The sequence below is a fragment of the Xanthomonas cissicola genome (assembly GCF_008801575.1).
Taxonomy (GTDB): Bacteria; Pseudomonadota; Gammaproteobacteria; order Xanthomonadales; family Xanthomonadaceae; genus Xanthomonas; species Xanthomonas cissicola.
In genome coordinates this window covers 17,070-39,099 of sequence record NZ_VZPL01000014.1, presented here as the reverse complement: position 1 = coordinate 39,099, position 22,030 = coordinate 17,070, and the positions used below count along the sequence as shown (strand labels likewise).

Sequence of the window (22,030 nt, the reverse complement as noted above, 5' to 3'; positions counted from 1 at the left end):
ATCCATGAGAGTCCTTCGATGAAGATTTTTGGGCCGTTGTACGACGTGGCCATCCGTTGGTCGCGCCATCGCCGCGCCCCCGCGCTGCTGACCGGTCTCAGTTTCGTTGAGGGCTTCATCTTTCCGGTGCCGCCGGAAGTGATGTTGGCACCGATGTCGCTGGCCGAGCCCAAGCGCTCGCTCTGGTTTGCGACGTTGAGCCTGATCGGCTCGATCTGCGGCGCCCTGGTCGGTTATCTACTCGGCCATTTCGCCTTCGCCGCGCTGCAGCCGCTGATCGAATGGCTGGGCTGGAGCGCGAAGATCCAGCAGCAGATCGAAACCCTGCGCACGCTGGTCGCCGATTCGCCGTGGAAGGCGTTCTGGGCGCTGGTCCTGGTCGGTTTCACCCCGATCCCGCTGAAGATCTTTACCTGGGCCTCGGGCGTGGTCGGCGTGCCGATCCTGCCGTTCATTGCCAGCATGCTGGTCGGGCGCGGCAAGCGCGTGTATCTGGTGGCCGGCGCGATCCGCCTGGGCGGTGCGCGCGCCGAAGCGGCGCTGCATCGCTGGATCGAGCCACTGGGCTGGGTTGCAATGGCGGTGCTGGCGGTCGGTGCGGGGTGGTTGGTGTGGAAGACAACGAACGGATGAGCAAGACGCAGATGAATTCGGCGCGCAAGACAGCAGTCATGCTCGCAATCGCCATCGGGCTGACCGCCTGTAGCAGCGCAACGGTGGTGCGTTCGCCCGGAGCGAGCGGTAGCGGGGCGTCGTCGCGTCCCAGTGCCGCGCCGCGCCCTTCGGTGCCGCGTCCGGGTGCCACCGTGACCGTGCAGCGCGGCGATACTCTGTACGCGATTTCGCGCCGTACCAATATCACCGCCGCGGATCTGGCCGCCTGGAATGGCCTGTCGTCGCCGAACACCATCTATCCCGGTCAGACGCTCAAGTTGTATCCGCCCGGTGCCAGCAAGCCGGGTGGCAGCGCGCCGGTGGCTGGCGGCACTGTGGCGCCGCCGCGCCCTGCTGTGCCGATCGCCGCACCGGTCAGTAGCGGATTCTCCTGGCGTTGGCCGGCCGATGGCGTCGTGGTGGGCACCTTCGTCACTGGCGAAACCACCAAGCAGGGCGTAGACATCGCGGGCACCAGCGGCCAGGCCGTACGTGCTGCCGCCGATGGGGTGGTGGTGTATTCGGGCGCCGGCCTGGTCGGCTACGGCGAACTGATCATCATCAAGCACAACGACCAGTGGTTATCCGCATACGGTCATAACCGCAAGCGCCTGCTCAACGAAGGCCAGAGCGTCAAGGCGGGGCAGCAAATTGCCGAAATGGGCCGCAGCGGCGCCTCCCGCGACATGTTGCACTTCGAGATCCGCTACAACGGCAAGCCGGTCGATCCGTTGCTGTATCTGCCTAAAAAGTGAATGGGGAGTAGAGAATAGGGAATGGGGAAACGCGCGCCGCGGCAATCTGGGGGCGCGGGCAACGAGGTAAGTGCTTACTGATACCTGTTCGCGCAAGTTCTGCTTGACAGCGAAAGCGTGCTCCGCCTGCTCTCCCGATTCCCGATTCAGCCCGGCAACACCATCGCCAACGCCACCCGCCGGCCTTCGCTGGCCAGTACGTTGTAGGTGCGTGCGGCGGCGGAATTGGTCATCGCTTCCAGGCCGATGCCGCGGGTCAGGCAGGCCGCCAGCACGTCGGTCTTGGGGAATAACTGGCGCTCGCCGGTGCCGAGCAGGATGACGGCTGGGTTGAGTGCCAGCACCGCCTCCATATGACTGGCCTGGAGTTGCTCCAGCGCCTGGACCGGCCAGTAGTCCACCAGCTCATCCGGCATCAGGATAAAGCTCTGCTGCAGGATCTGGTCGTTCACCTTGGCGTGGCGGCCGTCGGCCGCGCGCAGCGCATAGGTGTAATCGGGGTGTTCCTGACTTAAAGGCATGACGAACTCGTTGGCTCAGCCGCGCGGCAGCACGATCTGGCGCTTTTCCTTGCCGGGGCGGTACAGAATGGCGACGTGGCCGATGCGCTGCACCAGCGCACTACCAGTCTGCTCGATCAGCTCGGCAATCATCGCATCACGGGTCTCGCGATCTTCCGATGCCACCTTCACCTTGACCAGTTCGTGGCGCTCGAGCACTTCCTCGAGTTCTGCCAGAAATGCCGGCGTGACCCCTTTGCCGCCGGTCTGCAGCAAGGCTTTGAGGTCGTGGGCCTGGCCGCGCAGGAAACGGTTCTGGGCGGAGGTGAGAACAATGGACATGCAGGATCGAAGGGAAGCAAAGGGTGTTCAGGGTATCATGGCGACCCGTTCGGACCCCTTTGCCAATGCCTTCCCGCAGTAAAAGCAGCCAGCGCTGGCTCAAGGAACACTTCGCCGACCCTTACGTGAAGAAGGCCCAGGCCGAGGGCATGCGCTCGCGCGCGGCCTACAAGCTGGAAGAGTTGCTGCAGCGCGACCGCCTGCTCAAGCCGGGCATGGTGGTGGTCGATCTGGGCGCGGCGCCGGGTGGCTGGTCGCAACAAGTACGCAAGTCAATGGGCGACAGCGGCCGGGTGGTGGCGCTGGATATCCTGGACATGCCGGCCCTGGCAGGCGTGGAGTTCCTTCACGGCGACTTCAGGGAGCAGGCCGTCCTATCCCAATTCGAAGCGATGCTGGGCGATGTGCCGGTGGACCTTGTGCTGTCGGATATGGCCCCCAATAAGAGTGGCATGGATGCGGTCGACCAACCGCGGATGATGCACCTGGCGGAACTGGCAATGGAATTTGCCGACACCCACCTCAAACCGGGCGGGGCGTTCCTGATCAAGCTGTTCCAGGGTGTCGGGTCCGACGACTACATTCGCGAGCTTCGCCGCCGCTATGAAAAGGTGACGATTCGCAAGCCGGCGGCCTCGCGCAAGCGCTCCCCGGAAGTTTATGCGCTCGGTCAGGGCAAGCGTGTCCAGATCAAGTAAGCTGCCAATGACCGCCGTATTTCAAGCATTGAAGAGTAGAGGGCACCGGAGCCAATGAGGATGAACGACTTGACCAAGAATCTGCTGCTGTGGGTGGTCGTCGCAGTTGTGCTGATGGTTGTCTTCCAGAGCTTCTCGCCGCGGATGGCGGGCGGCGTCGGTGCCGACTCGATCACCTACACCCAGTTCCTGAAGGAAGTGGACTCCGGGCGCGTCAAATCGGTGGATTACACCGATGAGACCAACCTGGCCGTCAACGCGATCCGCTTCAAGCGCACCGACGGCAGCGAGGCCACCGTCTACGGTCCGCGCGACGACAAGCTGGTCGACGTGCTGTACAGCAAGAACATCGAAATGACCCGCCAGAAGCCCTCGACCGGCCCTGGCTTCTGGTCGCTGGTGCTCAATTTCCTTCCCGTCATCCTGATCATCGGCTTCTGGCTGTTCATCATGCGCCAGATGCAGGGCGGTGGTGGCGGCGCGAAGGGCGCGATGAGCTTCGGCAAGTCGCGCGCCAAATTGCAGGGCGAGGACCAGATCAAGATCACCTTCGCCGACGTCGCCGGTTGCGACGAGGCCAAGGAGGAAGTGGGCGAATTGGTGGACTTCCTGCGCGACCCGACCAAGTTCACCAAGCTGGGCGGCAAGATTCCGCGCGGCGTGTTGATGGTCGGCCCGCCGGGTACCGGCAAGACCCTGCTCGCCAAGGCGATCGCCGGCGAGGCCAAGGTGCCGTTCTTCAGCATCTCCGGTTCCGACTTCGTCGAAATGTTCGTCGGCGTGGGTGCCAGCCGCGTGCGCGACATGTTCGAGCAGGCCAAGAAGCACGCGCCATGCATCATCTTCATCGACGAAATCGACGCGGTGGGCCGTCATCGCGGTGCCGGTCTCGGCGGCGGGCATGACGAGCGCGAGCAGACCTTGAACCAGCTGCTGGTCGAAATGGACGGTTTCGAGGGTGGCGAAGGCGTGATCGTGATTGCGGCGACCAACCGTCCCGACGTGCTGGATCCGGCGCTGCTGCGTCCAGGCCGTTTCGACCGTCAGGTCGTGGTCGGCCTGCCGGACGTCAAGGGCCGCGAGCAGATCCTGCGCGTGCACATGCGCAAGCTGCCGCTGGCCGACGATGTCGTGCCGATGGTCATCGCCCGCGGTACCCCGGGTTTCTCGGGCGCCGACTTGGCCAACCTGTGCAACGAGGCAGCATTGTTCGCGGCGCGTGGCAGCGAGAAGGAAGTCCGCATGGACCACTTCGACCGTGCCCGCGACAAGATTCTGATGGGTGCCGAGCGCCGCTCGATGGCCATGAGCGAGGACGAGAAGACCCTCACCGCGTATCACGAGGCGGGCCACGCCATCGTCGGTCGTCTGGTGCCGGAGCACGACCCGGTCTACAAGGTCACTATCATTCCGCGTGGCCGCGCGCTCGGCGTGACGATGTATCTGCCGGAAGGCGACCGCTACTCGATGAACCGCGTGGCGATCGAATCGCAGCTGTGCTCGCTGTACGGTGGTCGCGTTGCTGAAGAGCTGATCTTCGGTGGCGACAAGGTCACCACCGGTGCGTCCAACGACATCGAGCGGGCCACCAAGATGGCGCGCAACATGGTCACCAAGTGGGGCCTGTCCGACGAGCTTGGCCCGGTGGCCTATGGCGAGGAAGAGGATGAGGTGTTCCTGGGCCGTTCGGTGACCCAGCACAAGAACGTCTCCGACGAAACCGCGCGCAAGATCGACGAAGTCGTGCGCTCGATCCTGGACAAGGCCTACAGCAAGACCAAGACCATCCTCACCGAGAATCTGGACAAGCTGCACGCGATGTCGCAGTTGTTGCTGCAGTACGAGACCATCGACGTGCCTCAGATCGACGCCATCATGGAAGGCCGCGAGCCGCCGCCGCCGGCGGGTTGGGGCAAGTCCGACAAGGACGGTGGCAACAACAACGACAAGGGTAGCCCGCGTCCATTGCCGCCCATCGCCGGACCCGCCGAGCAACTCTAAGCCGGCCATGCACTGATCTGCGAGGCATCCATCAAGGCCGGGGAGCAATTCCCGGCCTTGATGCGTTATCGGGCCGCATCGATGCCCACGTATGGGCGACCATCACCAACCCAGGAGACACTGCCGATGTTCGATACCACCCTCACACTGGATTGCGCCGGCCGCAGCCTGCGACTGGATGCACCGCAGGTGATGGGTATCGTCAATGTCACACCCGATTCGTTCTCCGACGGCGGCCAGCATGCGACCTGCGAAGCGGCGATCGCGCATGGGCTGGCGTTGGTAGAGCAGGGCGCTGCGGTGCTGGATGTCGGTGGTGAATCCACCCGCCCGGGCGCTGCGGCGGTCTCGGTTGAAGAAGAATTGCAGCGGGTCATTCCGGTGATCGAGGCGCTGGCCCAGCGCACCAGCGTGCCGATCAGCGTGGATACGTTCAAACCGGAGGTCATGCGCGCGGCGGTCGCGGCCGGCGCCGGCATGGTCAACGACGTCTATGCCCTGCGTTCGCCCGGTGCGCTGGAAGCGGCGTCGGACCTGTGCGTGCCTGTGGTCTTGATGCATGCGCGCAGCGCGCCACACGCCATGCAGGATGCGCCGCACTACGACGATATCGTTGGTGAAGTGCACCGGTTTCTGGCCGAACGCATCTTCGCTGCCGAGATGGCCGGCATCGACAAGCGCCGGCTGGTCCTGGACCCGGGCTTTGGCTTCGATAAGGCCACCCCGCACAACCTCACCCTGCTTGCGCAGCTGCAGCGGCTGCAGGAATTCGGTTTGCCGGTGCTGGCCGGGCTGTCGCGCAAACGCAGCATCGGCGAACTGACCGGGCGCCAGATCGCCGCCGAACGTGTGCACGGCTCGGTGGCCGCGCATCTGATCGCCGCACAACATGGCGCGCTGCTGCTGCGCGTGCACGATGTGGCGGCAACCGTGGATGCGTTGAAGGTATGGACGGCGATGGCGGCGATTCCCGTACCGCCTGTCAGCGCGCCCGCCGCGCCCACGATCCGTTGGCCGGACGAGGACTGATGCCTGTCGACCAACGCCCGCTGGCGATCGCCGTGATGGGCCCCACCGCCAGCGGCAAGACTGCGCTGGCGCTGGAAGCTGCAGAGCGCTGGAACGGGGAAATCGTCAGCGTCGATTCGGCGCTGGTGTATCGCGGCCTGGAGATCGGTGCGGCCAAGCCGGATGCGCCAATGCGCGCGGCGGTGCCGCATCATCTGCTCGACCTGCGCGATCCCTGGCAGGTGTATTCGGCAGCGGAGTTCGCCACCGATGCACGCCGGGCGATCGCGCAGATCGTGGCGCGCGGCAAATTGCCAATTCTGGCCGGCGGCACCGGGCTGTATTTTCGTGCACTGCTGGAAGGTTTGTCGCACCTGCCCGAGGCCGACCAAACGGTGCGTGCATCCATCGCGGCCGAAGCTCAGCAGATCGGTTGGGCCGGCTTGCACGCACAACTGGCACGTGTGGACCCGGTTGCGGCAGCGCGCATTCATGCGACCGACCCGCAGCGGATCCAGCGGGCGCTGGAGGTCTACCGCATCAGCGGGCGGCCGATCAGCGCGTGGCAGGCGCTACCGGCAGGGCCGCGCCTGCCGGTACGCGTGTTGAAGGTGGTCTTGGCCCCACGCGAGCGCGCGGTGCTGCATGCACGGATCGCACACCGGCTGGATGCGATGTTGGCGCAGGATTTTCTGGGGGAAGTGCAGCGTCTGCGGGCGCTGCCGCAGATGCAGGCGGTGGCAGCGCCGCTGGATTTGCCGGCCGTGCGCGCGGTGGGCTACCGCCAGGCCTGGCAGTATCTGGACGGGGCTGGCGGCCTGGCCGAGTTCCGCGACAAGGCGATCCAGGCGACCCGGCAACTGGCCAAGCGACAGCTCACCTGGCTGCGCGGCGAGCTGGACGCGCGCTGGTTCGACCCGGAGCGTGACCGCCATCAATTGGAGGACGCAATTGTCGGCTTCCTCGCTGATCGTCCCGCTGTACGGCAGGCTTCAGGCGTGTAACATCCCGTTTCCGGGACCGGCTGGGGATAGCAGGTGTCGACCGGAACAATAAGAACAATAATGAAGAGGATTTTTCGATGGCTAAGGGGCAATCTTTACAGGACCCATTCCTCAATGCGCTGCGGCGCGAGCGGGTGCCCGTGTCGGTGTATCTGGTCAATGGCATCAAGCTGCAGGGCACGATCGAGTCGTTCGACCAATTCGTGGTCCTGCTGCGCAATACCGTGAGTCAGATGGTGTACAAGCACGCCATTTCCACGGTGGTGCCGGCGCGCAATGTGCGCGTGGGGCCCGGTGGTGGGTATGTGCAATCCAATGAAGGCAATCAGGCGGAAGATGACGACGTCGAGCAGTAACGGAGCAGTGCGTGTTTGATCGGTCCCGCAAGGGTGAACACGCGTTATTGATACAGACCCACTCCGGCGGGCCTGCCGAAGACGATGTGATGGAGGAGTTCGCCGACCTTGCAAAGTCGGCGGGCGCCACGGTGGCCGCCATGCTCACCGCGCGCATCGATAAGCCCAGCCCGTCGACCTTGATCGGTAGCGGCAAGTTGGAAGAGGTCAAGGCCGCAGCCGAGGCCACCGGTGCCGATCTCGTGCTGGTCAACCACACCTTGTCGCCCGGCCAGGAGCGCAACCTGGAGCGGTATCTGGAGCGGCGTGTGATCGACCGCACCGGGTTGATCCTGGACATCTTCGCGCAACGTGCGCGCAGCCACGAAGGCAAGCTGCAGGTGGAGCTGGCGCAGTTGCGTCACATGGCCACGCGGCTGGTACGTGGCTGGACGCACTTGGAGCGTCAGCGCGGTGGCTCCATCGGCCTGCGCGGCCCCGGCGAAACCCAGCTGGAAACCGACCGCCGCCTGCTGCAAAAACGCGTCGAACAGTTGCAGCAGCGGCTGGAAAAGGTCGAGGTGCAGCGCACCCAGATGCGTCGTGCGCGGATGCGCAGCGAATTGCCACGGATTGCACTGGTCGGCTACACCAATGCCGGCAAGTCGACATTGTTCAATGTGTTGACCGGTGCAGAGGCTTACGTGGCAGATCAATTGTTCGCCACGCTCGACCCCACCGTGCGACGCATTGCGTTGCCGGGTGGCAGCGCGATTCTTGCCGACACGGTCGGCTTCGTGCGCGATCTTCCGCACGAGCTGGTCGCCGCATTCCGCTCCACGCTGTCGGAGGCGCGCGATGCCGATCTGTTGCTGCACGTCGTCGATGCAGCAGACCCGTTGCGCGAAGAACGCATCCTGCAGGTCGATGAAGTGTTGCAGGCCGTCGGTGCCGGCGATCTGCCGCAGCTGCTGGTATTCAACAAGATCGACAAGATCGACGGCGCCGAAGTGCGCCACGACGCGCAGGACGGCATTCCTGACCCGGCACGCCGCGAGCGTGTCTGGGTGTCGGCGCGCGACGGACGCGGGCTGGAAGAATTGCAGCACGCGCTCGGCCAGCGGCTGGATCTGCGCCACCTGACCGGCCAGCTACGGTTACCGCCGTCTGCCGGTCGCCTGCGTTCCAGGCTGCATCAGCTGGAAGTGGTACGCAATGAGCAATCCGACGAAGAGGGTTGGTTGCTCGAGGTCGATCTGCCGATGGTCGAGGCCGAGCGGTTGGCCGCCGGGCAGGACGGTGCGCCGCTGCGCGCGATGCTGCCGGATCGTCGCGAAGACTGGGAAGCGTGAAGAACGCAGCACGCTCGGTATGACGAGAGCGTGCTGCTGCTTCAAGGCGAATGGGGCAGGGTGTACCGCATCGCCGTGCGGCAGTTGCCAGGCCTCGTCCTGGCCAGCCGGAACTTACAGAAAACCCGTAGAGCAGTGGGTGCTGCGGAAGAGTGCAGTCGTGCGCTCATGCAGCGCATCACATCTGTCCTCAGTAATGCAGTGCCATCGTTGCGGTGCTTAGGTGGCTTGAAGGCGGCGCTGCACGCGTGCGGCCGGCACCTCGACGCACATGCAAGCCCGGCCAGACCCGGCGTACCGCATATTGGCCACACATCGCCACTGAACCTTGGCCGCCTGGCGCCCAGGCGGAATCGGCGCCAGCGGCAGACAGGCGCGACGAATTGGGCTAAAACGTCCGCTGCCCCCTCCTTGCCGTGCCCATGTCTTTTTCCGCCGATTCCGAACTGCAGCAGCTGGCCGAAGCCCTCGGGCAGCAATTGCTTGCCGCGCGCGAGCGCCTGGTCACTGCCGAGAGTTGCACCGGTGGCTGGATCGCCAAGGCAGTGACCGATGTCGCCGGCTCCTCGCATTGGTTCGATTGCGGGATGGCCGCCTACAGCTATGAGGCCAAGCAGGCGCTGCTCGGCGTCCGCCCACAGACCCTGGAAGTGCATGGGGCGGTCAGTCGCGAAACGGTGATCGAAATGGTCTCTGGCGCCCTGGTGAATTCCGGCGCAAGCATCGCAGTGGCGGTGACCGGCATTGCCGGGCCCGGCGGCGGCAGTGAGGACAAGCCGGTCGGCACGGTCTGGATCGGCTGGAAACGTCGCGGTGGTTACGCCACGGCGCAACTGTTCCAGTTCAATGGCGACCGCGATGCGGTACGTCGTCAGACCGTCGCTGCAGCACTGCGCGGGTTGAGCGCGCTGCTTTAGCGCTCGTTGGGTCCACTGGATGGGGTTCGGTAGCAGATCCGCAACGCCCTATTGTCAACGCAATCTCGCCCAGCATGGAAACCCAAACGCTGTAGTTATGCATCTTCCCAAGAAACTGGCGGTGGCTCGTTGTCGACACGCCGCTGCAGCACGCTGAGCGGACGCGTTATCTGGCACATGCAACGAGGCTGCGAGGTGGCAATGGCGCAACCGAGGTGCATGCGCTGCGCACGCGTTGCAACCTGCGCTGAGCTTGGACGGGGCGAGGGCGCGACAGCGGAGGGCAGATCGGCTACAAACAAGGTCTCCTCACCGCCCAGCGTGCCAATGCATTCGTTTCTTGCTCCTGTCCCATCGGTCGCCGCGTTGCAGACTGCTCTGTACTGCAGTGTCACGCAGCGCCTGAGCGCAACGCGCTCGCAGGCGGTGTGCTGATGTGGGAAGCGCTAGGCACGGTACGTGATCTTGGGCGTCTGCAGGAAATCGCCTCGGTCCTGATCCGCTACGGCTTCGGCGATGTGGTACGTCGTATCGGCCTGGCCGATGTGCTTGAGCGCGCCGGCAGGCTGTTGCATTGGCAGAATGCCGAGGGCCGGTTGCGCATGTCCGCAGCGATGCGCGTGCGGCGTGCACTGGAAGAGCTCGGGCCAACCTTCGTCAAACTGGGCCAGGTGTTGGCCACGCGCGTGGACCTGCTGCCGCCGGAGTGGATCGAAGAATTGAGCGAGCTGCAGAACGCGGTGCCGGCGCTGCCATTCGATCAGATCCGCCCGCAGCTGGTCGCCGCGCTGGGTATGGAGCCGGAAAGCGTCTTCGCGCGCCTGGACGAACAACCGCTGGCGGCCGCATCGCTGGCACAGACGCATCGCGCGTGGCTGGTCGATGGCACCCCGGTGGTGTTGAAGATCCGTCGTCCCGATATCGGTGACACCATCGATGCGGATCTGCGCCTGCTCGCCCGGCTTGCTGAAATCGTCGAAACCCGCGCACCGGATCTCAAGCGCTACCGTCCTTCCGAGGTGGTACAGCAATTTACCGTCTCGCTGCGACGCGAGCTGGACTTCGCTGCCGAGGGGCGCAACGCCGAACGCATCGCCGCCAACTTCGCGCACGATGCGCAGGTGGTGGTGCCGGCGGTGTACTGGGAGTGGACCTGCGAGTCGCTCAACGTGCAGGAATTCGTCGATGGGATTCCGGGGCGCGATCTGCTCGCCGTCGATGCGGCCGGCCTGGATCGCAGGGCGCTCGCACGTGCCGGTGCCGGCATCGTGCTCAAGATGGTGCTGCAGGACGGCTGCTTCCACGCCGACCCGCATCCGGGGAACATTTTTTACCTGCGCGACGGGCGCATCGCGGTCATCGATTTCGGCATGGTCGGGCGCGTCTCCGAGCAGCGTCGGTTTCAGGTCGCACAGCTGCTGCACGGCATGGTCAGCTACGACGCCGAAGCGGTGATCGACGTCTTGCTGGAATGGGCGGGCACCAGCCTGGAGATCGACGAGGCGCGTTTGCAGCAAGACATCGGTGCGTTCATCCACGAGTATCGCGGCGTGCCGCTGAAAGAATTGCGTATTGGCGCAATGCTTGGCGACGTCACCTCCATCCTGCGCGATCACGGGCTGACGCTGCCTTCGGATCTGGCACTGATGATCAAGGCCTTTCTCACCCTGGAAGGCATGGGGCGCCAGCTCGATCCGGATTTCGACATGGCCACCGAGGCGCGCCCGTACCTGGAGCGCGTGGTGCTGCAGCGCTATGCGCCGCGCGCCATCGTGCGGCGTGGCCGGCGGACCGTGACTGGCGCGATCGATCTGATCGGCGATCTGCCGCGCGACCTCAAGCGCCTGTTGCAAGCCGCACGCCGCGGCAAGCTGCAGCTGCAGGTCGAAACACGTGCATTGCGCGAGTTCGGCGAGCAGGTTGACCGCGCCGCCAATCGCCTCACGATGGGGATCGTGACAGCCGCCTTGGTGATCGGCTCCTCGATCGTCATGAACAGCGTCGGCGGTAGCGCCAGCCGCTGGTTGCTCGCGCTAGGCGTGGGCGGTTTCATCGGCGCGGCGCTCTGCGGCATCTGGATCTTGTTTTCGATCTGGCGAAGCCGGCGCTAGCGCGCGACGCGTCGTCCTGATGGCGTGCGGGCAAGACGCGGCGAAATACTTGCGCGGGCGCTCGTTAGTAGTAATACTACTAAAAATGGACCTGACCGATACCCAGCAAGCAATCCTGGCCCTGATCGCCGAGCGCATCGACGCCGATGGTGTTCCGCCTTCGCAGACCGAAATCGCGCGCGCCTTCGGCTTCAAGGGCATACGCGCGGCGCAGTATCACCTGGAAGCGCTGGAGCATGCGGGTGCGATCCGGCGTGTCCCAGGCCAGGCGCGCGGGATACGGCTGGCCGGTCAGGGTGCGCAGACACGCACGGCTCCTGTGAGCGAGGTGGCCCGTGACGATGTGCTGCGTCTGCCGGTGCTGGGCCGCGTGGCCGCGGGTCTGCCGATTGGCGCCGATATCGGCTCGGACGACTTCGTCGTGCTGGATCGTGTGTTTTTCTCGCCGTCGCCGGATTATCTGCTCAAGGTGCAAGGCGATTCGATGCGCGACGAAGGCATCTTCAACGGCGATCTGATCGGCGTGCACCGTACCCGCGACGCGCGCTCGGGGCAGATCGTGGTGGCGCGGATCGATGAGGAAATCACGGTAAAGCTGCTGAAGATCGGCAAGGACCGCATCCGGCTGTTGCCGCGCAATCCAGACTACGCGCCCATTGAGGTGCTACCGGATCAGGATTTCGCGATTGAAGGCCTGTATTGCGGGCTGTTGAGGCCTAACCGCTGAGCTCTGTGCCGATGGCCGTGCTGGCGTTTCTCCGAGCCCGCACTGCAGGATTTCCCGCTGCCACGGGACTTGCCGCCTTCTTAATCTGAGTGTGTCGCCTGCAGTCTCAGCCTGTGCGATACACCGCCGCTACATTAGCCCCATACCGAAATCACTGACGAGGATCACCCAGATGGACGAGAACAAGAAGCGCGCCCTTTCCGCCGCACTGAGCCAGATCGAAAAGCAATTCGGCAAGGGCTCGGTCATGCGCATGGGCGACCGCGTCATTGAGGCGGTCGAAGTCATCCCGACCGGCTCGCTGATGCTGGATATCGCCCTGGGGATCGGCGGCCTGCCGAAGGGCCGCGTGGTCGAAATCTACGGCCCGGAATCCTCCGGCAAGACCACCTTGACCCTGCAAGCCATCGCCGAGTGCCAGAAGAACGGCGGCACCGCTGCCTTCATCGATGCCGAGCACGCACTGGACCCGATTTATGCGGCCAAGCTGGGCGTCAATGTCGACGACCTGCTGCTGTCGCAGCCGGATACCGGTGAGCAGGCACTGGAAATTGCCGACATGCTGGTGCGCTCGGGTTCGGTTGATATCGTGGTGGTCGACTCGGTCGCTGCACTGACGCCGAAGGCGGAAATCGAAGGCGAGATGGGCGACCAGCTGCCAGGTTTGCAGGCTCGCTTGATGAGCCAGGCGCTGCGCAAGCTCACCGGCAATATCAAGCGCTCCAACACGCTGGTGGTCTTCATCAATCAGCTGCGCATGAAGATCGGCGTCATGATGCCGGGCCAGAGCCCGGAAGTGACCACCGGCGGCAACGCGCTGAAGTTCTACGCCTCGGTGCGTCTGGATATCCGCCGTATCGGTGCGATCAAGAAGGGCGACGAGATCATCGGCAACCAGACCAAGATCAAGGTGGTCAAGAACAAGCTGGCGCCTCCGTTCAAGCAGGTCGTGACCGAAATCCTGTATGGCGAAGGCATCAGTCGCGAGGGCGAATTGATCGACATGGGCGTGGAAGCCAAGCTGGTCGACAAGGCCGGCGCCTGGTACAGCTATGGCGATGAGCGTATCGGGCAGGGCAAGGACAACGCGCGAACCTACCTGCGCGACAACCCGCAGGTTGCGACCCGGCTGGAAGCGGAGCTGCGTGAGAAGTTCCAACCTGCCGAAGCACCGCGTGAGGCCGGCGACGACGAAGACAAGGAGTAAGTTGCAGCTGCACAACATCACCACTCACCGGAGTTAGTTTGCCGGGAATTGGTTTGCCGTGAGTTGGTGACGGTGATGCCGTCGGTGAGCGGTTGGCGGACCTCGCGCGATTCGTGGCCGCTCCATTGCCACCCACGTCAGCCCGGCGCTGTGCAACAGGTTCGAGCGTGTTTGAAGTTTTTCTATCGCGAGGACGGCGGAGTCAGTGCTGTCGCTTCTCGCGGTAGATCTATCGAAGGCCAGGAGGGCAGGCGCCATGGACGGCGCATTGATGTCGTAACTGATTTTGGCGATTCGGGACACCTCAACGATGGACGAGCAAGAGCCTGCACCAAAGCGGGGGCGCCGGTTCAAGGAACAGACGCCGGTCCAGCGCGCACTCGGCCTATTGGTGCGGCGCGAACATTCGCGCAAGGAATTGAACCGCAAGCTGCTGGCCCGCGGGATCGAGCCAGATGCGGTGCAAGCGGCTGTCGATCGGCTCACGGACGAGGGATGGCAGGACGACACCCGCTTCGCTGCTGCAGTCGTGCGCAATCGCGCCGGTTCGGGCTATGGCCCGCTGCATATTCGTGCCGAGCTCGGAACCCATGGCCTGGATAGCGAGGCCATCAGTGCTGCCTTGGCGGCCTTCGAAGGGGATTGGACCGAAAACGCGCGCGACCTGATCCGCCGTCGGTTTGGCGAACAAGGCCCAACCGACCTTCCGCAGCGGCGCAAGGCCGCCGATCTGCTGGCCCGGCGGGGTTTCGAAGGCAACAGCATTCGCGCCGCCACGCGCTTCGACCTTGAGGACTGAGGGCGTCAGGCCTGCTACCCTTCGTGGTTTCAGGTTGTTCCGCTCATCTGCGCCCACATTTCATTGGGTGACCGGGACTGCCGCCCGCCCAATGCCAGCACATGAACGCACCTGCCAAATTCAGCACTTCCCAGATCCGTAGTGACTTCCTCGCGTTCTTCGAGGGGAAGGGCCACACCATCGTGCCATCCGCGCCGCTGGTGCCGGGCAACGACCCCACCTTGCTCTTTACCAATTCCGGCATGGTCCAGTTCAAGGACGTCTTCCTCGGCGCGGAGAAGCGTAGCTACGTGCGTGCCGCGGACGTGCAGCGCTGCCTGCGTGCCGGTGGCAAGCACAATGATCTGGACTCGGTGGGCTACACCGCGCGCCACCATACCTTCTTCGAAATGCTCGGCAACTGGTCGTTTGGCGACTACTTCAAGAGGGACGCCATCGCCTGGGCATGGGAACTGTTGACCCAGGTCTGGAAGCTGCCGGCCGACCGTCTGCTGGTCACGGTCTACCACACCGACGAAGAAGCCTTTGCGTTGTGGCGCGACGTGATCGGCATCCCGGAAAGCCGCATCGTGCGCATCGGCGACAACAAGGGTGCGCCTTACGCCTCGGACAATTTCTGGCAGATGGCCGATACCGGCCCCTGCGGCCCCTGTACCGAAATCTTCTTCGACCACGGCGATCACATCGCCGGTGGCCCGCCGGGGTCGCCGGATGAAGATGGTGACCGCTTCATCGAGATCTGGAACCTGGTCTTCATGCAGTTCGATCGCCAGCCCGACGGCACCCTGGTGCCGCTGCCGGCGCCGTGCGTGGACACGGGCATGGGTCTGGAGCGTCTGGCTGCGATCCTGCAGCACGTCCATACCAACTATGAAATCGACCTGTTCCAGACGTTGATCGGCAAGGCCAGTGCGCTGACCGGCGTCGCCGATCTGGAGAACAAGTCGCTGCGAGTGATCGCCGATCACATCCGCGCCTGCTCCTTCCTCATCGTCGATGGCGTGCTGCCCTCCAATGAAGGGCGCGGCTATGTGCTGCGTCGGATCATCCGGCGTGCGCTGCGCCATGGCTGGATGTTGGGCGTGCGCCAGCCGTTTTTCAGCAAGATGGTGCCCACGCTGGTCGAGCTGATGGGCGAGGCCTATCCCGAGCTGGTGGTGGCGAAAGACACGGTGGCGCGCGCGCTGTTGGCCGAAGAAGAGCGCTTTGCCGAGACACTGGACGCCGGCATGAAGATCTTCGACGAGGTCGCATCGCGCTCGCAGGACATCATCCCGGGCGCCGACGCGTTCCGGCTGTACGACACTTACGGCTTTCCGGTCGATCTGACTGCCGACATCGCGCGCGAGCGCGGCATGCGCGTGGACATGGAGGGCTTCGAGTTCGCGATGGAGCGTCAACGCGAGACCGCGCGTGCGGCTGGCAAGTTCGGCGGCGGCGTCGCATTGCCGGCGGACCTGGTCGCCAGCATGTCGCCGACCGTGTTTCTGGGTTACGAAGCGTACGATGCCGACGCCCTCAAGGTCGTGGCCATTCTCAGGCAGGGCCGCCCGGTCGAACGTGCGGAAGCGGGTGATGAGGTGATCGTGTTCACCGATCGCACGCCGTTCTACGCCGAGTCGGGTGGCCAGGTCGGCGACAGCGGCCAGCTGAGCGGCCCCGGCGTGTCGGTCGAAGTTGCCGATACGCAGAAGTTCGCCGGCCAGTTCCATGGGCATGTGGGTCGCATCAGCGAAGGTGCGCTCGCGCTTGGTGATGTGCTTGCCGGCGGGATCGATACGCAACGTCGCGGCAAAACCATCCTCAACCATTCGGCCACCCACCTGCTACACGCAGCCCTGCGCGAAGTACTGGGAACGCATGTGCAACAGAAGGGCTCGCTGGTCGCGCCTGATCGACTGCGCTTTGACTTCTCGCACTTCCAGCCGATCACTGCTGACGAGCTCGCTGTGATCGAGCGCAAGGTCAATGCTGAGGTCCGCACCAACCATGGCGTGGAAGTGCACAACATGGCCATGCAGGAGGCGCTGGATTTCGGCGCGATGGCGCTGTTCGGCGAGAAGTACGGAGAAAACGTCCGCGTGCTCAAGATGGGCGGCTATTCCACCGAATTGTGTGGCGGTACCCACGTCACCCGCACCGGCGACATCGGTTTGTTCAAGATCACCTCCGAAGGTGGCGTGTCGTCGGGTGTGCGCCGTATCGAAGCAGTGACCGGGCAGGGCGCGCTGGACTACGTGGCTGACGAGGAACGTCGCCTGCTCGAAGCAGCCAATCTGCTCGGCGGCAACACCACCGAGGTGGTGGATAAGGTGCGCGCGCTGACCGAGCGTCAGAAGCGGCTGGAGCGCGAGCTGGAATCGCTCAAGGCCAAGCTGGCGTCGGGTGCGACTGCGGATCTGGGCGCTCGTGCAATTGATGTTGCCGGAGTCAAGGTTGTCGCGGTGCGTCTGGAGGGATTCGATGCCAAGGCGCTGCGCGATGCGATGGATCGCCTGAAGCAACAGCTCGGCGATTCAGTGATCGTGCTGGCTGGTGCTTCGGGCGGCAAGGTGGCGCTTGTCGCTGGCGTGAACGGCAGCCCAACTGGCAAGGTGAAGGCAGGGGAACTCCTCGGCCACATCGCCAGTCAGATCGGCGGCAAGGGCGGTGGCCGTCCGGATCTCGCCCAGGGTGGTGGCGAGGACGGGCCCGCCCTTGCGACCGCACTCGACGGTGTCCCCTTCTGGGTCAAGCAACACTTGGGCTGAACACTTGTCCTGCTATGCCTTGCTGGCTAGCAGGATGTCCCGCTACCATTTCTGGTCTATTCCCTTTACGTAGGGCGCGTCTCACTCAGGAGGCCGTCGATGCTGGTGGGAAATCCACCGGTTCCAGGAGATTTGCAAAATGTTGATCCTCACTCGCCGGGTAGGCGAAACCTTGATGATCGGCGACTCGGTCACCGTGACCGTTCTCGGCGTCAAGGGCAATCAGGTGCGCATCGGTATCACCGCACCCAAGGATGTGGCTGTGCATCGCGAAGAAATCTATCAGCGCATCCAGCGTGGGGATGAGCCGGTCGCTTCCGGCGCACATCACGGTGACGATTCTTCGAATTGATCGTTGTCAAGGGTTTACGTTAGCCCCTCTTACCCGGTATTCTTCGCGGCCTGCCACGGACATCGCGGCAGGCAGCAAAAACTGGAGCGATGCCCGAGTGGCTGAAGGGGCTCCCCTGCTAAGGGAGTATAGGGTCAAAAGCTCTATCGAGGGTTCGAATCCCTCTCGCTCCGCCAGTGTTCTAAACGCCCGCAAATCACTGATTTGCGGGCGTTTTTATTTGTGCTGCGGGTTCGTCGAGAAGGCGATACTGCTTGAGAGCGTCGCCTGCGGCAAGGCGTGTCGTCGAATTCTGCGATATCCGTGGGTGCTCGCTGGCGTTGGTTCAACGCTGCAGACGCCCTGGAGCACACTCCTGCCAACAGTACTCAGGCCATCAGTGAGTACGGCGAAAGGGGCGCGCTGTGCGCGCGTCGCCAGCGGCCACAGCGCTTCAGGGAGTATCGCCTCCGAGCTCGGTTGCTAGCCGGAGGCTAGTGACGATTCTTTGCGTCTCTCACCGGCTGCATCTCAAGCATGAGAGTTGCCAGCTAGCGAAGGCCCTGGTCTTGCTCGCATCGCTCGACAGTCGATAGTGACGCGTTAGGCGCCTGCAGCGCGAGTGTGAGCTTCCTTGTCGCGTTGCGAAGAGGTCGCTTCCTGCTTGCTCGCTGCCCCTCCGCCGGATTTCGGCGCATCTCTGACATGTCATTCCATCGGCATGGTTGGTGGCATGCGCTTGCGGAGAGGGCGCGACACCCGGCGAAGCAGCACTCTCCAGTGTCGCGTACGCCAACGCGCCGTGCAGCGCATCGAGCCAGGCGCATCGACGTCAGTAATGAGCCTCGTATTGATGGCGTCTTGGGCACTCCGGGTTTTTGCCGTCTTGTGCATGCAGGCGGGTGGCGTACGAAGGCGCTGATCCTGCGCGCGAGAGTGCAGCGTTTGGATCTGTCGCTGCTGCAACTGGAGCGATGCGCCACTGCACTCCAGCGAACCATCCAGGAATAAGGATCAAAACCAAAACCAACCAAAGCCAGAACCAGGGTCGAAGACCCGGCGTGAAGTGCCTATCGATATTCGGCAGTCGAGGCTGGCAGCGCAGCCATTGAGGTCTTGCACCCCGTTGGATCGCCTGCCCGGGCTGCCATAAAGGCAACTCAGGGCCAGTGCCATTACCGCTTCGCGCCAGAGCGCGTCACCGCTGCCTTACGCATCTGAACCGCCTTGTAGATGCGGTACGTGGTGGGGGTCAAGTAACCGGCGCATGGGTCGCTAAGGACGTGAACCATATCTCGGATGTTGACGTGATGCGCCTATCGCACCTGCTTGGACGTGTGTTCTCCTTCTGGGGGCGCGGGCTGCAACACAAGGTCGCAGCGGTGGACCGGGTGATGGCGGTGATCGAGTTCGATCTGGACGGTCGCATTCTGGATGCAAACTCGAACTTCCTGGCCCTGATGGGGTATCGGCTGGACGAAGTGGTCGGTCAGCACCACCGCATGTTCGTGACGGCCGCAGATCGCGACAGCGAAAGCTATCGGCACTTCTGGGAAGGGCTGCGGCGCGGCGACTTCAATGCCGGGCGCTTCTGCCGGCTGGACAAGCGCGGGCACGAGGTGTGGATCAATGCCTCCTACAACCCGTTGCTGGATCGATCCGGCAAGGCATATCGCGTGGTGAAGTACGCCACCGACATCACTGCGCAGGTACGCCAGACAGCCGACTTCGAGGGGCGCATCGACGCCATCGACAAGGTGATGGCGGTCATCGAGTTTTCGCTGGACGGCACCGTGCTCGCGGCCAACCAGAATTTCCTGCACGTGATGGGCTACCGGCTCGAGGAGATTCGCGGCAAGCACCATGGCATGTTCGTCGATGCCGGCACGCGCCAATCGGCTGCGTATCGCGCGTTCTGGGATTCGCTCGGGCGCGGTGCCTTCGATGCGGGCCGCTATCGGCGCATCGGCAAGGACGGCAGGGAGGTGTGGATCCAGGCGTCCTACAACCCGGTGCTCGATGAGCATGGGCGACCGTACAAGGTGGTCAAGTACGCCACCGACGTGACCCGCCAGGTGATCGATTCGGCCGATGCGGACGGGCGTATCCGGGCGATCGACAAGGTCATGGGGGTGATCGAGTTCGACCTGCAAGGGAACGTGCTCGGTGCAAACGAAAACTTCCTGACCATCATGGGGTATCCGGCGGCCGAGGCGATCGGCCAACACCACAGCGTGTTCGTCGATGCGGCCTACTGCGCGTCCGAGGAGTACCGGCAGTTCTGGGCAAAACTGGCGAGCGGCCAGTTCGATGCGGGACGTTATCGCCGACTGCGCAAGGATGGCAGCACGGTATGGATCCAGGCTTCTTACAACCCGATCCTGGACGTCTCCGGGCGACCCTACAAGGTGGTCAAATACGCAACCGACGTCACCGACCAGGTGCGTTCGGCCGAACGGATGCGCGATTTGATGCTGCAGACCATGAGCATTGCGCAGAACGTGCAGCGCGAGGCGCACCATATTTCCGTGAGCAACCAGGAGCTGGTCAGTCGCGTGTCTACGCAGTCTGCTGCGGTGGCGCAGACCTCGAGCACGATCGATCAGCTGGCCGCAACGGTGCGGGCCAATTCCGAGAATGCCGGTTCGGCGCGGCGCATGGCCGAAGACTCGGCCACGGTGGCGCGGCGCGGTGCCGACGTCATTGCCGATGTGGTCAAGACCACCGCCGGCATCCGCTCGGCGACCGACCGCATCGGTCAGATCATCGAGGTGATCGACGGCATCGCGTTTCAGACCAACATCCTGGCCCTGAACGCTGCGGTCGAGGCGGCGCGTGCGGGCGAACAGGGGCGCGGTTTTGCGGTGGTGGCGACCGAAGTGCGTAGCCTTGCGCAGCGCTGCAGCGTGTCGGCTAGGGAGATCCGGTCCCTGATCGACAACGCGACCGATCAGGTCGGCGATGGCTCGCGCCTGGCCGAACAGGCCGGTGTGGTGATGCAGGACATGGTGACGTCGGTCCTGCGCGTCACTGCGACCGTGGAGCAGATCGCCGCCGCCAGCCATGATCAGGCGCTGGACATTTCCAGCGCCAATACCGCGTTGCAGTCGATCGGCGTGCAGGCGCGCGACCAGGCGCAGATGGTGGGCGACTTGGCGCGTTCGGCGCGCGTGCTGGAAGGCGATGCGGATGCGCTGTTCGCCTTGGTCAATGGCGATGCGGATGGCGGGGCGGATCGCGCGCCAGTGCAGGTCGATGCGCAGGCTGCGCGGCGCGCGACAGCGAAGGTGGCGTGATGATGGTTGACTGCGTCCCGCACGCGAGATCGTGATGTTCCCTTAGATCCTGCACTTCCTTGTAGTGGATCTCGGCGCAAGTGGCCGAACCTGCGATGCTGGGGCGTTCGCTGCCATCAGCGCCGCTGCGATGACATACAGACCGTCGCGATGATGGGGCGAGCTGCAATTGGCAACTCACACATCGCAGAGCGCGCAACCCGCAGCGCGAGTGGCATTTTGCGTCTCGCGGCTATTGGCTGCCAAGCTGCAGGATATAAGTCGCCTGCCATGAGCTGCCACGTCACGGCTGGCCAGCTCCACGAGACTGCGCACAAGACAAAGCCCGCGTACGCGGGCTTTGTTTGCTTCGGCACTGGCCAGCGCATCGCACGCCAATCCTGGCAGGTACGCCATCCAGCCCGCCCTGGACGCTTACTTGGGCAGGTCGAACACCAGTACTTCGGCATCGCGTGCATCGGCCAGCACGATTTCCGGCTCGCCGACGATCTGCACCGCGTCGCCAGCCGACAGCGCCTGCCCATTGACGCTCAGGCTGCCACGCGCCACCTGCACGTAGCCGATGCGGCCTTCGGCCAGCGGCTGCTGCAGACGCGCCTGGCCATCCAGGATCGAGGCATACAGGCGTGCGTCCTGGTGCAGGCGCAGGGAGCCGTTGTCGCCGCCTGGCGAGGCGATCAGGCGCAGTTGATTGCGCTTGCTGTCGGCATCGAAGTGCTTTTCTTCGTAGCTCGGCTCGATGCCGGCACGCTCGGGCATTACCCAGATCTGCAGGAAGTGCACGGGCTCGCTGGCCGAGTGATTGAACTCGCTGTGAGTCACGCCGCTGCCGGCGCTCATGCGCTGCACGTCGCCGTAATGCAGGACCGAGCCGGTGCCCATGCTGTCCTTGTGCTCCAGCGCGCCGCCCAGCACGTAGGAAATGATCTCCATGTCGCGGTGCGCGTGGGTGCCGAAGCCTTCGCCTGGCTGCACCTTGTCCTCGTTGATCACCCGCAGCGGGCCAACGCCCATGTGGCGCGGGTCGTGATAGCTGGCAAAGGAGAAGGTGTGGCGTGAGGACAGCCAGCCATGTTCGGCGCGGCCACGTGTTTCGCTCTTGCGGACATTCAACATGCTGCTTCTCCTTGAAAGGTTCGAAATTGGCGCTGGAAGGAATCGGGTCCAGCGGCTTGATGCGTAGTCTCCGCCTCTATCTTCGCCACAAAAAGCGAGTAGATTTGGCCTTTACCATCGAAAATTT

Annotated in this window: 19 protein-coding genes and 1 tRNA gene; 17 read left to right on the top strand and 3 right to left on the bottom strand. The window is 64.0% G+C overall.

The window, feature by feature from the left end:
* Positions 1-18: 18 nt before the first annotated feature.
* Positions 19-633, top strand: a complete 615-nt coding sequence (locus F7R02_RS08345; protein WP_003481846.1) for a YqaA family protein — start codon at positions 19-21, stop codon at positions 631-633.
* A complete protein-coding gene (locus F7R02_RS08340) occupies positions 630-1,409 on the top strand; it encodes a peptidoglycan DD-metalloendopeptidase family protein (RefSeq protein WP_011051109.1) in 780 nt (259 codons plus the stop codon). The genes F7R02_RS08345 and F7R02_RS08340 overlap by 4 nt, the downstream gene beginning before the upstream one ends.
* A gap of 146 nt (positions 1,410-1,555) precedes the next feature.
* On the opposite strand, the gene F7R02_RS08335 is transcribed toward F7R02_RS08340, so the two are convergent.
* Together F7R02_RS08335 and yhbY are read right to left on the bottom strand one after the other, a co-directional pair.
* The gene (locus F7R02_RS08335; RefSeq protein ID WP_003481850.1) at positions 1,556-1,930 is read right to left on the bottom strand and encodes an Mth938-like domain-containing protein; all 375 of its coding nucleotides are present in this window, start codon (positions 1,928-1,930) and stop codon (positions 1,556-1,558) included.
* Between the two features lie 15 nt (positions 1,931-1,945).
* Positions 1,946-2,251, bottom strand: coding sequence for a ribosome assembly RNA-binding protein YhbY (yhbY, locus tag F7R02_RS08330; protein ID WP_078588955.1), 306 nt, complete (start codon positions 2,249-2,251; stop codon positions 1,946-1,948).
* 65 nt (positions 2,252-2,316) lie between these two features.
* On the opposite strand from yhbY, the gene rlmE reads away from it, so the two are divergent.
* From rlmE to F7R02_RS08245, 15 genes are all read left to right on the top strand, one after another.
* The gene (gene rlmE, locus F7R02_RS08325) at positions 2,317-2,949 is read left to right on the top strand and encodes a 23S rRNA (uridine(2552)-2'-O)-methyltransferase RlmE (RefSeq protein ID WP_005915021.1); all 633 of its coding nucleotides are present in this window, start codon (positions 2,317-2,319) and stop codon (positions 2,947-2,949) included.
* A 60-nt stretch (positions 2,950-3,009) separates the two neighbouring features.
* Complete coding sequence (ftsH, locus tag F7R02_RS08320; protein WP_003481854.1) at positions 3,010-4,950, top strand: ATP-dependent zinc metalloprotease FtsH; 1,941 nt, start codon at positions 3,010-3,012, stop codon at positions 4,948-4,950.
* A gap of 126 nt (positions 4,951-5,076) precedes the next feature.
* Positions 5,077-5,979: a dihydropteroate synthase gene (gene folP, locus F7R02_RS08315; RefSeq protein ID WP_078588953.1), complete on the top strand. Its 903-nt coding sequence runs from the start codon at positions 5,077-5,079 to the stop codon at positions 5,977-5,979.
* The gene (miaA, locus tag F7R02_RS08310; RefSeq protein WP_078588970.1) at positions 5,979-6,962 is read left to right on the top strand and encodes a tRNA (adenosine(37)-N6)-dimethylallyltransferase MiaA; all 984 of its coding nucleotides are present in this window, start codon (positions 5,979-5,981) and stop codon (positions 6,960-6,962) included. Before folP ends, miaA begins: the two co-directional genes overlap by 1 nt.
* A 77-nt stretch (positions 6,963-7,039) precedes the next feature.
* The gene (hfq, locus tag F7R02_RS08305; RefSeq protein ID WP_005915027.1) at positions 7,040-7,318 is read left to right on the top strand and encodes an RNA chaperone Hfq; all 279 of its coding nucleotides are present in this window, start codon (positions 7,040-7,042) and stop codon (positions 7,316-7,318) included.
* An 11-nt stretch (positions 7,319-7,329) separates the two neighbouring features.
* On the top strand, positions 7,330-8,649 hold the full coding sequence (hflX, locus tag F7R02_RS08300) for a ribosome rescue GTPase HflX (RefSeq protein ID WP_078588951.1): 1,320 nt from the start codon (positions 7,330-7,332) through the stop codon (positions 8,647-8,649).
* Between the two features lie 422 nt (positions 8,650-9,071).
* Positions 9,072-9,566 (top strand): CinA family protein, encoded by a 495-nt coding sequence (locus F7R02_RS08295; protein WP_003481865.1) that lies wholly within the window; start codon positions 9,072-9,074, stop codon positions 9,564-9,566.
* Between the two features lie 434 nt (positions 9,567-10,000).
* Positions 10,001-11,677 carry a 2-polyprenylphenol 6-hydroxylase gene (gene ubiB / locus F7R02_RS08290; protein ID WP_078588948.1) on the top strand — a complete coding sequence of 559 codons (1,677 nt, stop codon included), beginning with the start codon at positions 10,001-10,003 and terminating at the stop codon, positions 11,675-11,677.
* 85 nt (positions 11,678-11,762) lie between these two features.
* The gene (gene lexA, locus F7R02_RS08285) at positions 11,763-12,404 is read left to right on the top strand and encodes a transcriptional repressor LexA (protein ID WP_005915033.1); all 642 of its coding nucleotides are present in this window, start codon (positions 11,763-11,765) and stop codon (positions 12,402-12,404) included.
* Between the two features lie 172 nt (positions 12,405-12,576).
* The gene (gene recA / locus F7R02_RS08280) at positions 12,577-13,611 is read left to right on the top strand and encodes a recombinase RecA (RefSeq protein ID WP_003481871.1); all 1,035 of its coding nucleotides are present in this window, start codon (positions 12,577-12,579) and stop codon (positions 13,609-13,611) included.
* A gap of 310 nt (positions 13,612-13,921) precedes the next feature.
* Entirely contained in the window at positions 13,922-14,410 is a 489-nt protein-coding gene (gene recX / locus F7R02_RS08270; protein WP_033485316.1) for a recombination regulator RecX, read from the top strand.
* Between the two features lie 101 nt (positions 14,411-14,511).
* Positions 14,512-17,160 (top strand): alanine--tRNA ligase, encoded by a 2,649-nt coding sequence (gene alaS, locus F7R02_RS08265; RefSeq protein ID WP_078588946.1) that lies wholly within the window; start codon positions 14,512-14,514, stop codon positions 17,158-17,160.
* Positions 17,161-17,299: 139 nt separating this feature from the next.
* Positions 17,300-17,512, top strand: coding sequence for a carbon storage regulator CsrA (csrA, locus tag F7R02_RS08260; protein WP_003481884.1), 213 nt, complete (start codon positions 17,300-17,302; stop codon positions 17,510-17,512).
* Between the two features lie 83 nt (positions 17,513-17,595).
* Positions 17,596-17,688, top strand: a tRNA-Ser gene (locus F7R02_RS08255).
* A gap of 1,140 nt (positions 17,689-18,828) precedes the next feature.
* Entirely contained in the window at positions 18,829-20,787 is a 1,959-nt protein-coding gene (locus tag F7R02_RS08245; protein WP_057681477.1) for a methyl-accepting chemotaxis protein, read from the top strand.
* A gap of 414 nt (positions 20,788-21,201) precedes the next feature.
* Here F7R02_RS08245 and F7R02_RS08240 read toward each other — a convergent pair whose 3' ends face one another.
* Entirely contained in the window at positions 21,202-21,903 is a 702-nt protein-coding gene (locus tag F7R02_RS08240; protein WP_007966758.1) for a pirin family protein, read from the bottom strand.
* Between the last annotated feature and the right edge of the window lie 127 nt (positions 21,904-22,030).

Coding starts and splice junctions, on each gene's coding strand:
- F7R02_RS08345 (WP_003481846.1), top strand. CDS start 19: ATGAAGATTTTTGGGCCGTTGTACGACGTGGCCATCCGTTGGTCGCGC.
- F7R02_RS08340 (WP_011051109.1), top strand. CDS start 630: ATGAGCAAGACGCAGATGAATTCGGCGCGCAAGACAGCAGTCATGCTC.
- F7R02_RS08335 (WP_003481850.1), bottom strand. CDS start 1,930: ATGCCTTTAAGTCAGGAACACCCCGATTACACCTATGCGCTGCGCGCG.
- yhbY (WP_078588955.1), bottom strand. CDS start 2,251: ATGTCCATTGTTCTCACCTCCGCCCAGAACCGTTTCCTGCGCGGCCAG.
- rlmE (WP_005915021.1), top strand. CDS start 2,317: ATGCCTTCCCGCAGTAAAAGCAGCCAGCGCTGGCTCAAGGAACACTTC.
- ftsH (WP_003481854.1), top strand. CDS start 3,010: ATGAACGACTTGACCAAGAATCTGCTGCTGTGGGTGGTCGTCGCAGTT.
- folP (WP_078588953.1), top strand. CDS start 5,077: ATGTTCGATACCACCCTCACACTGGATTGCGCCGGCCGCAGCCTGCGA.
- miaA (WP_078588970.1), top strand. CDS start 5,979: ATGCCTGTCGACCAACGCCCGCTGGCGATCGCCGTGATGGGCCCCACC.
- hfq (WP_005915027.1), top strand. CDS start 7,040: ATGGCTAAGGGGCAATCTTTACAGGACCCATTCCTCAATGCGCTGCGG.
- F7R02_RS08295 (WP_003481865.1), top strand. CDS start 9,072: ATGTCTTTTTCCGCCGATTCCGAACTGCAGCAGCTGGCCGAAGCCCTC.
- ubiB (WP_078588948.1), top strand. CDS start 10,001: ATGTGGGAAGCGCTAGGCACGGTACGTGATCTTGGGCGTCTGCAGGAA.
- lexA (WP_005915033.1), top strand. CDS start 11,763: ATGGACCTGACCGATACCCAGCAAGCAATCCTGGCCCTGATCGCCGAG.
- recA (WP_003481871.1), top strand. CDS start 12,577: ATGGACGAGAACAAGAAGCGCGCCCTTTCCGCCGCACTGAGCCAGATC.
- recX (WP_033485316.1), top strand. CDS start 13,922: ATGGACGAGCAAGAGCCTGCACCAAAGCGGGGGCGCCGGTTCAAGGAA.
- alaS (WP_078588946.1), top strand. CDS start 14,512: ATGAACGCACCTGCCAAATTCAGCACTTCCCAGATCCGTAGTGACTTC.
- csrA (WP_003481884.1), top strand. CDS start 17,300: ATGTTGATCCTCACTCGCCGGGTAGGCGAAACCTTGATGATCGGCGAC.
- F7R02_RS08240 (WP_007966758.1), bottom strand. CDS start 21,903: ATGTTGAATGTCCGCAAGAGCGAAACACGTGGCCGCGCCGAACATGGC.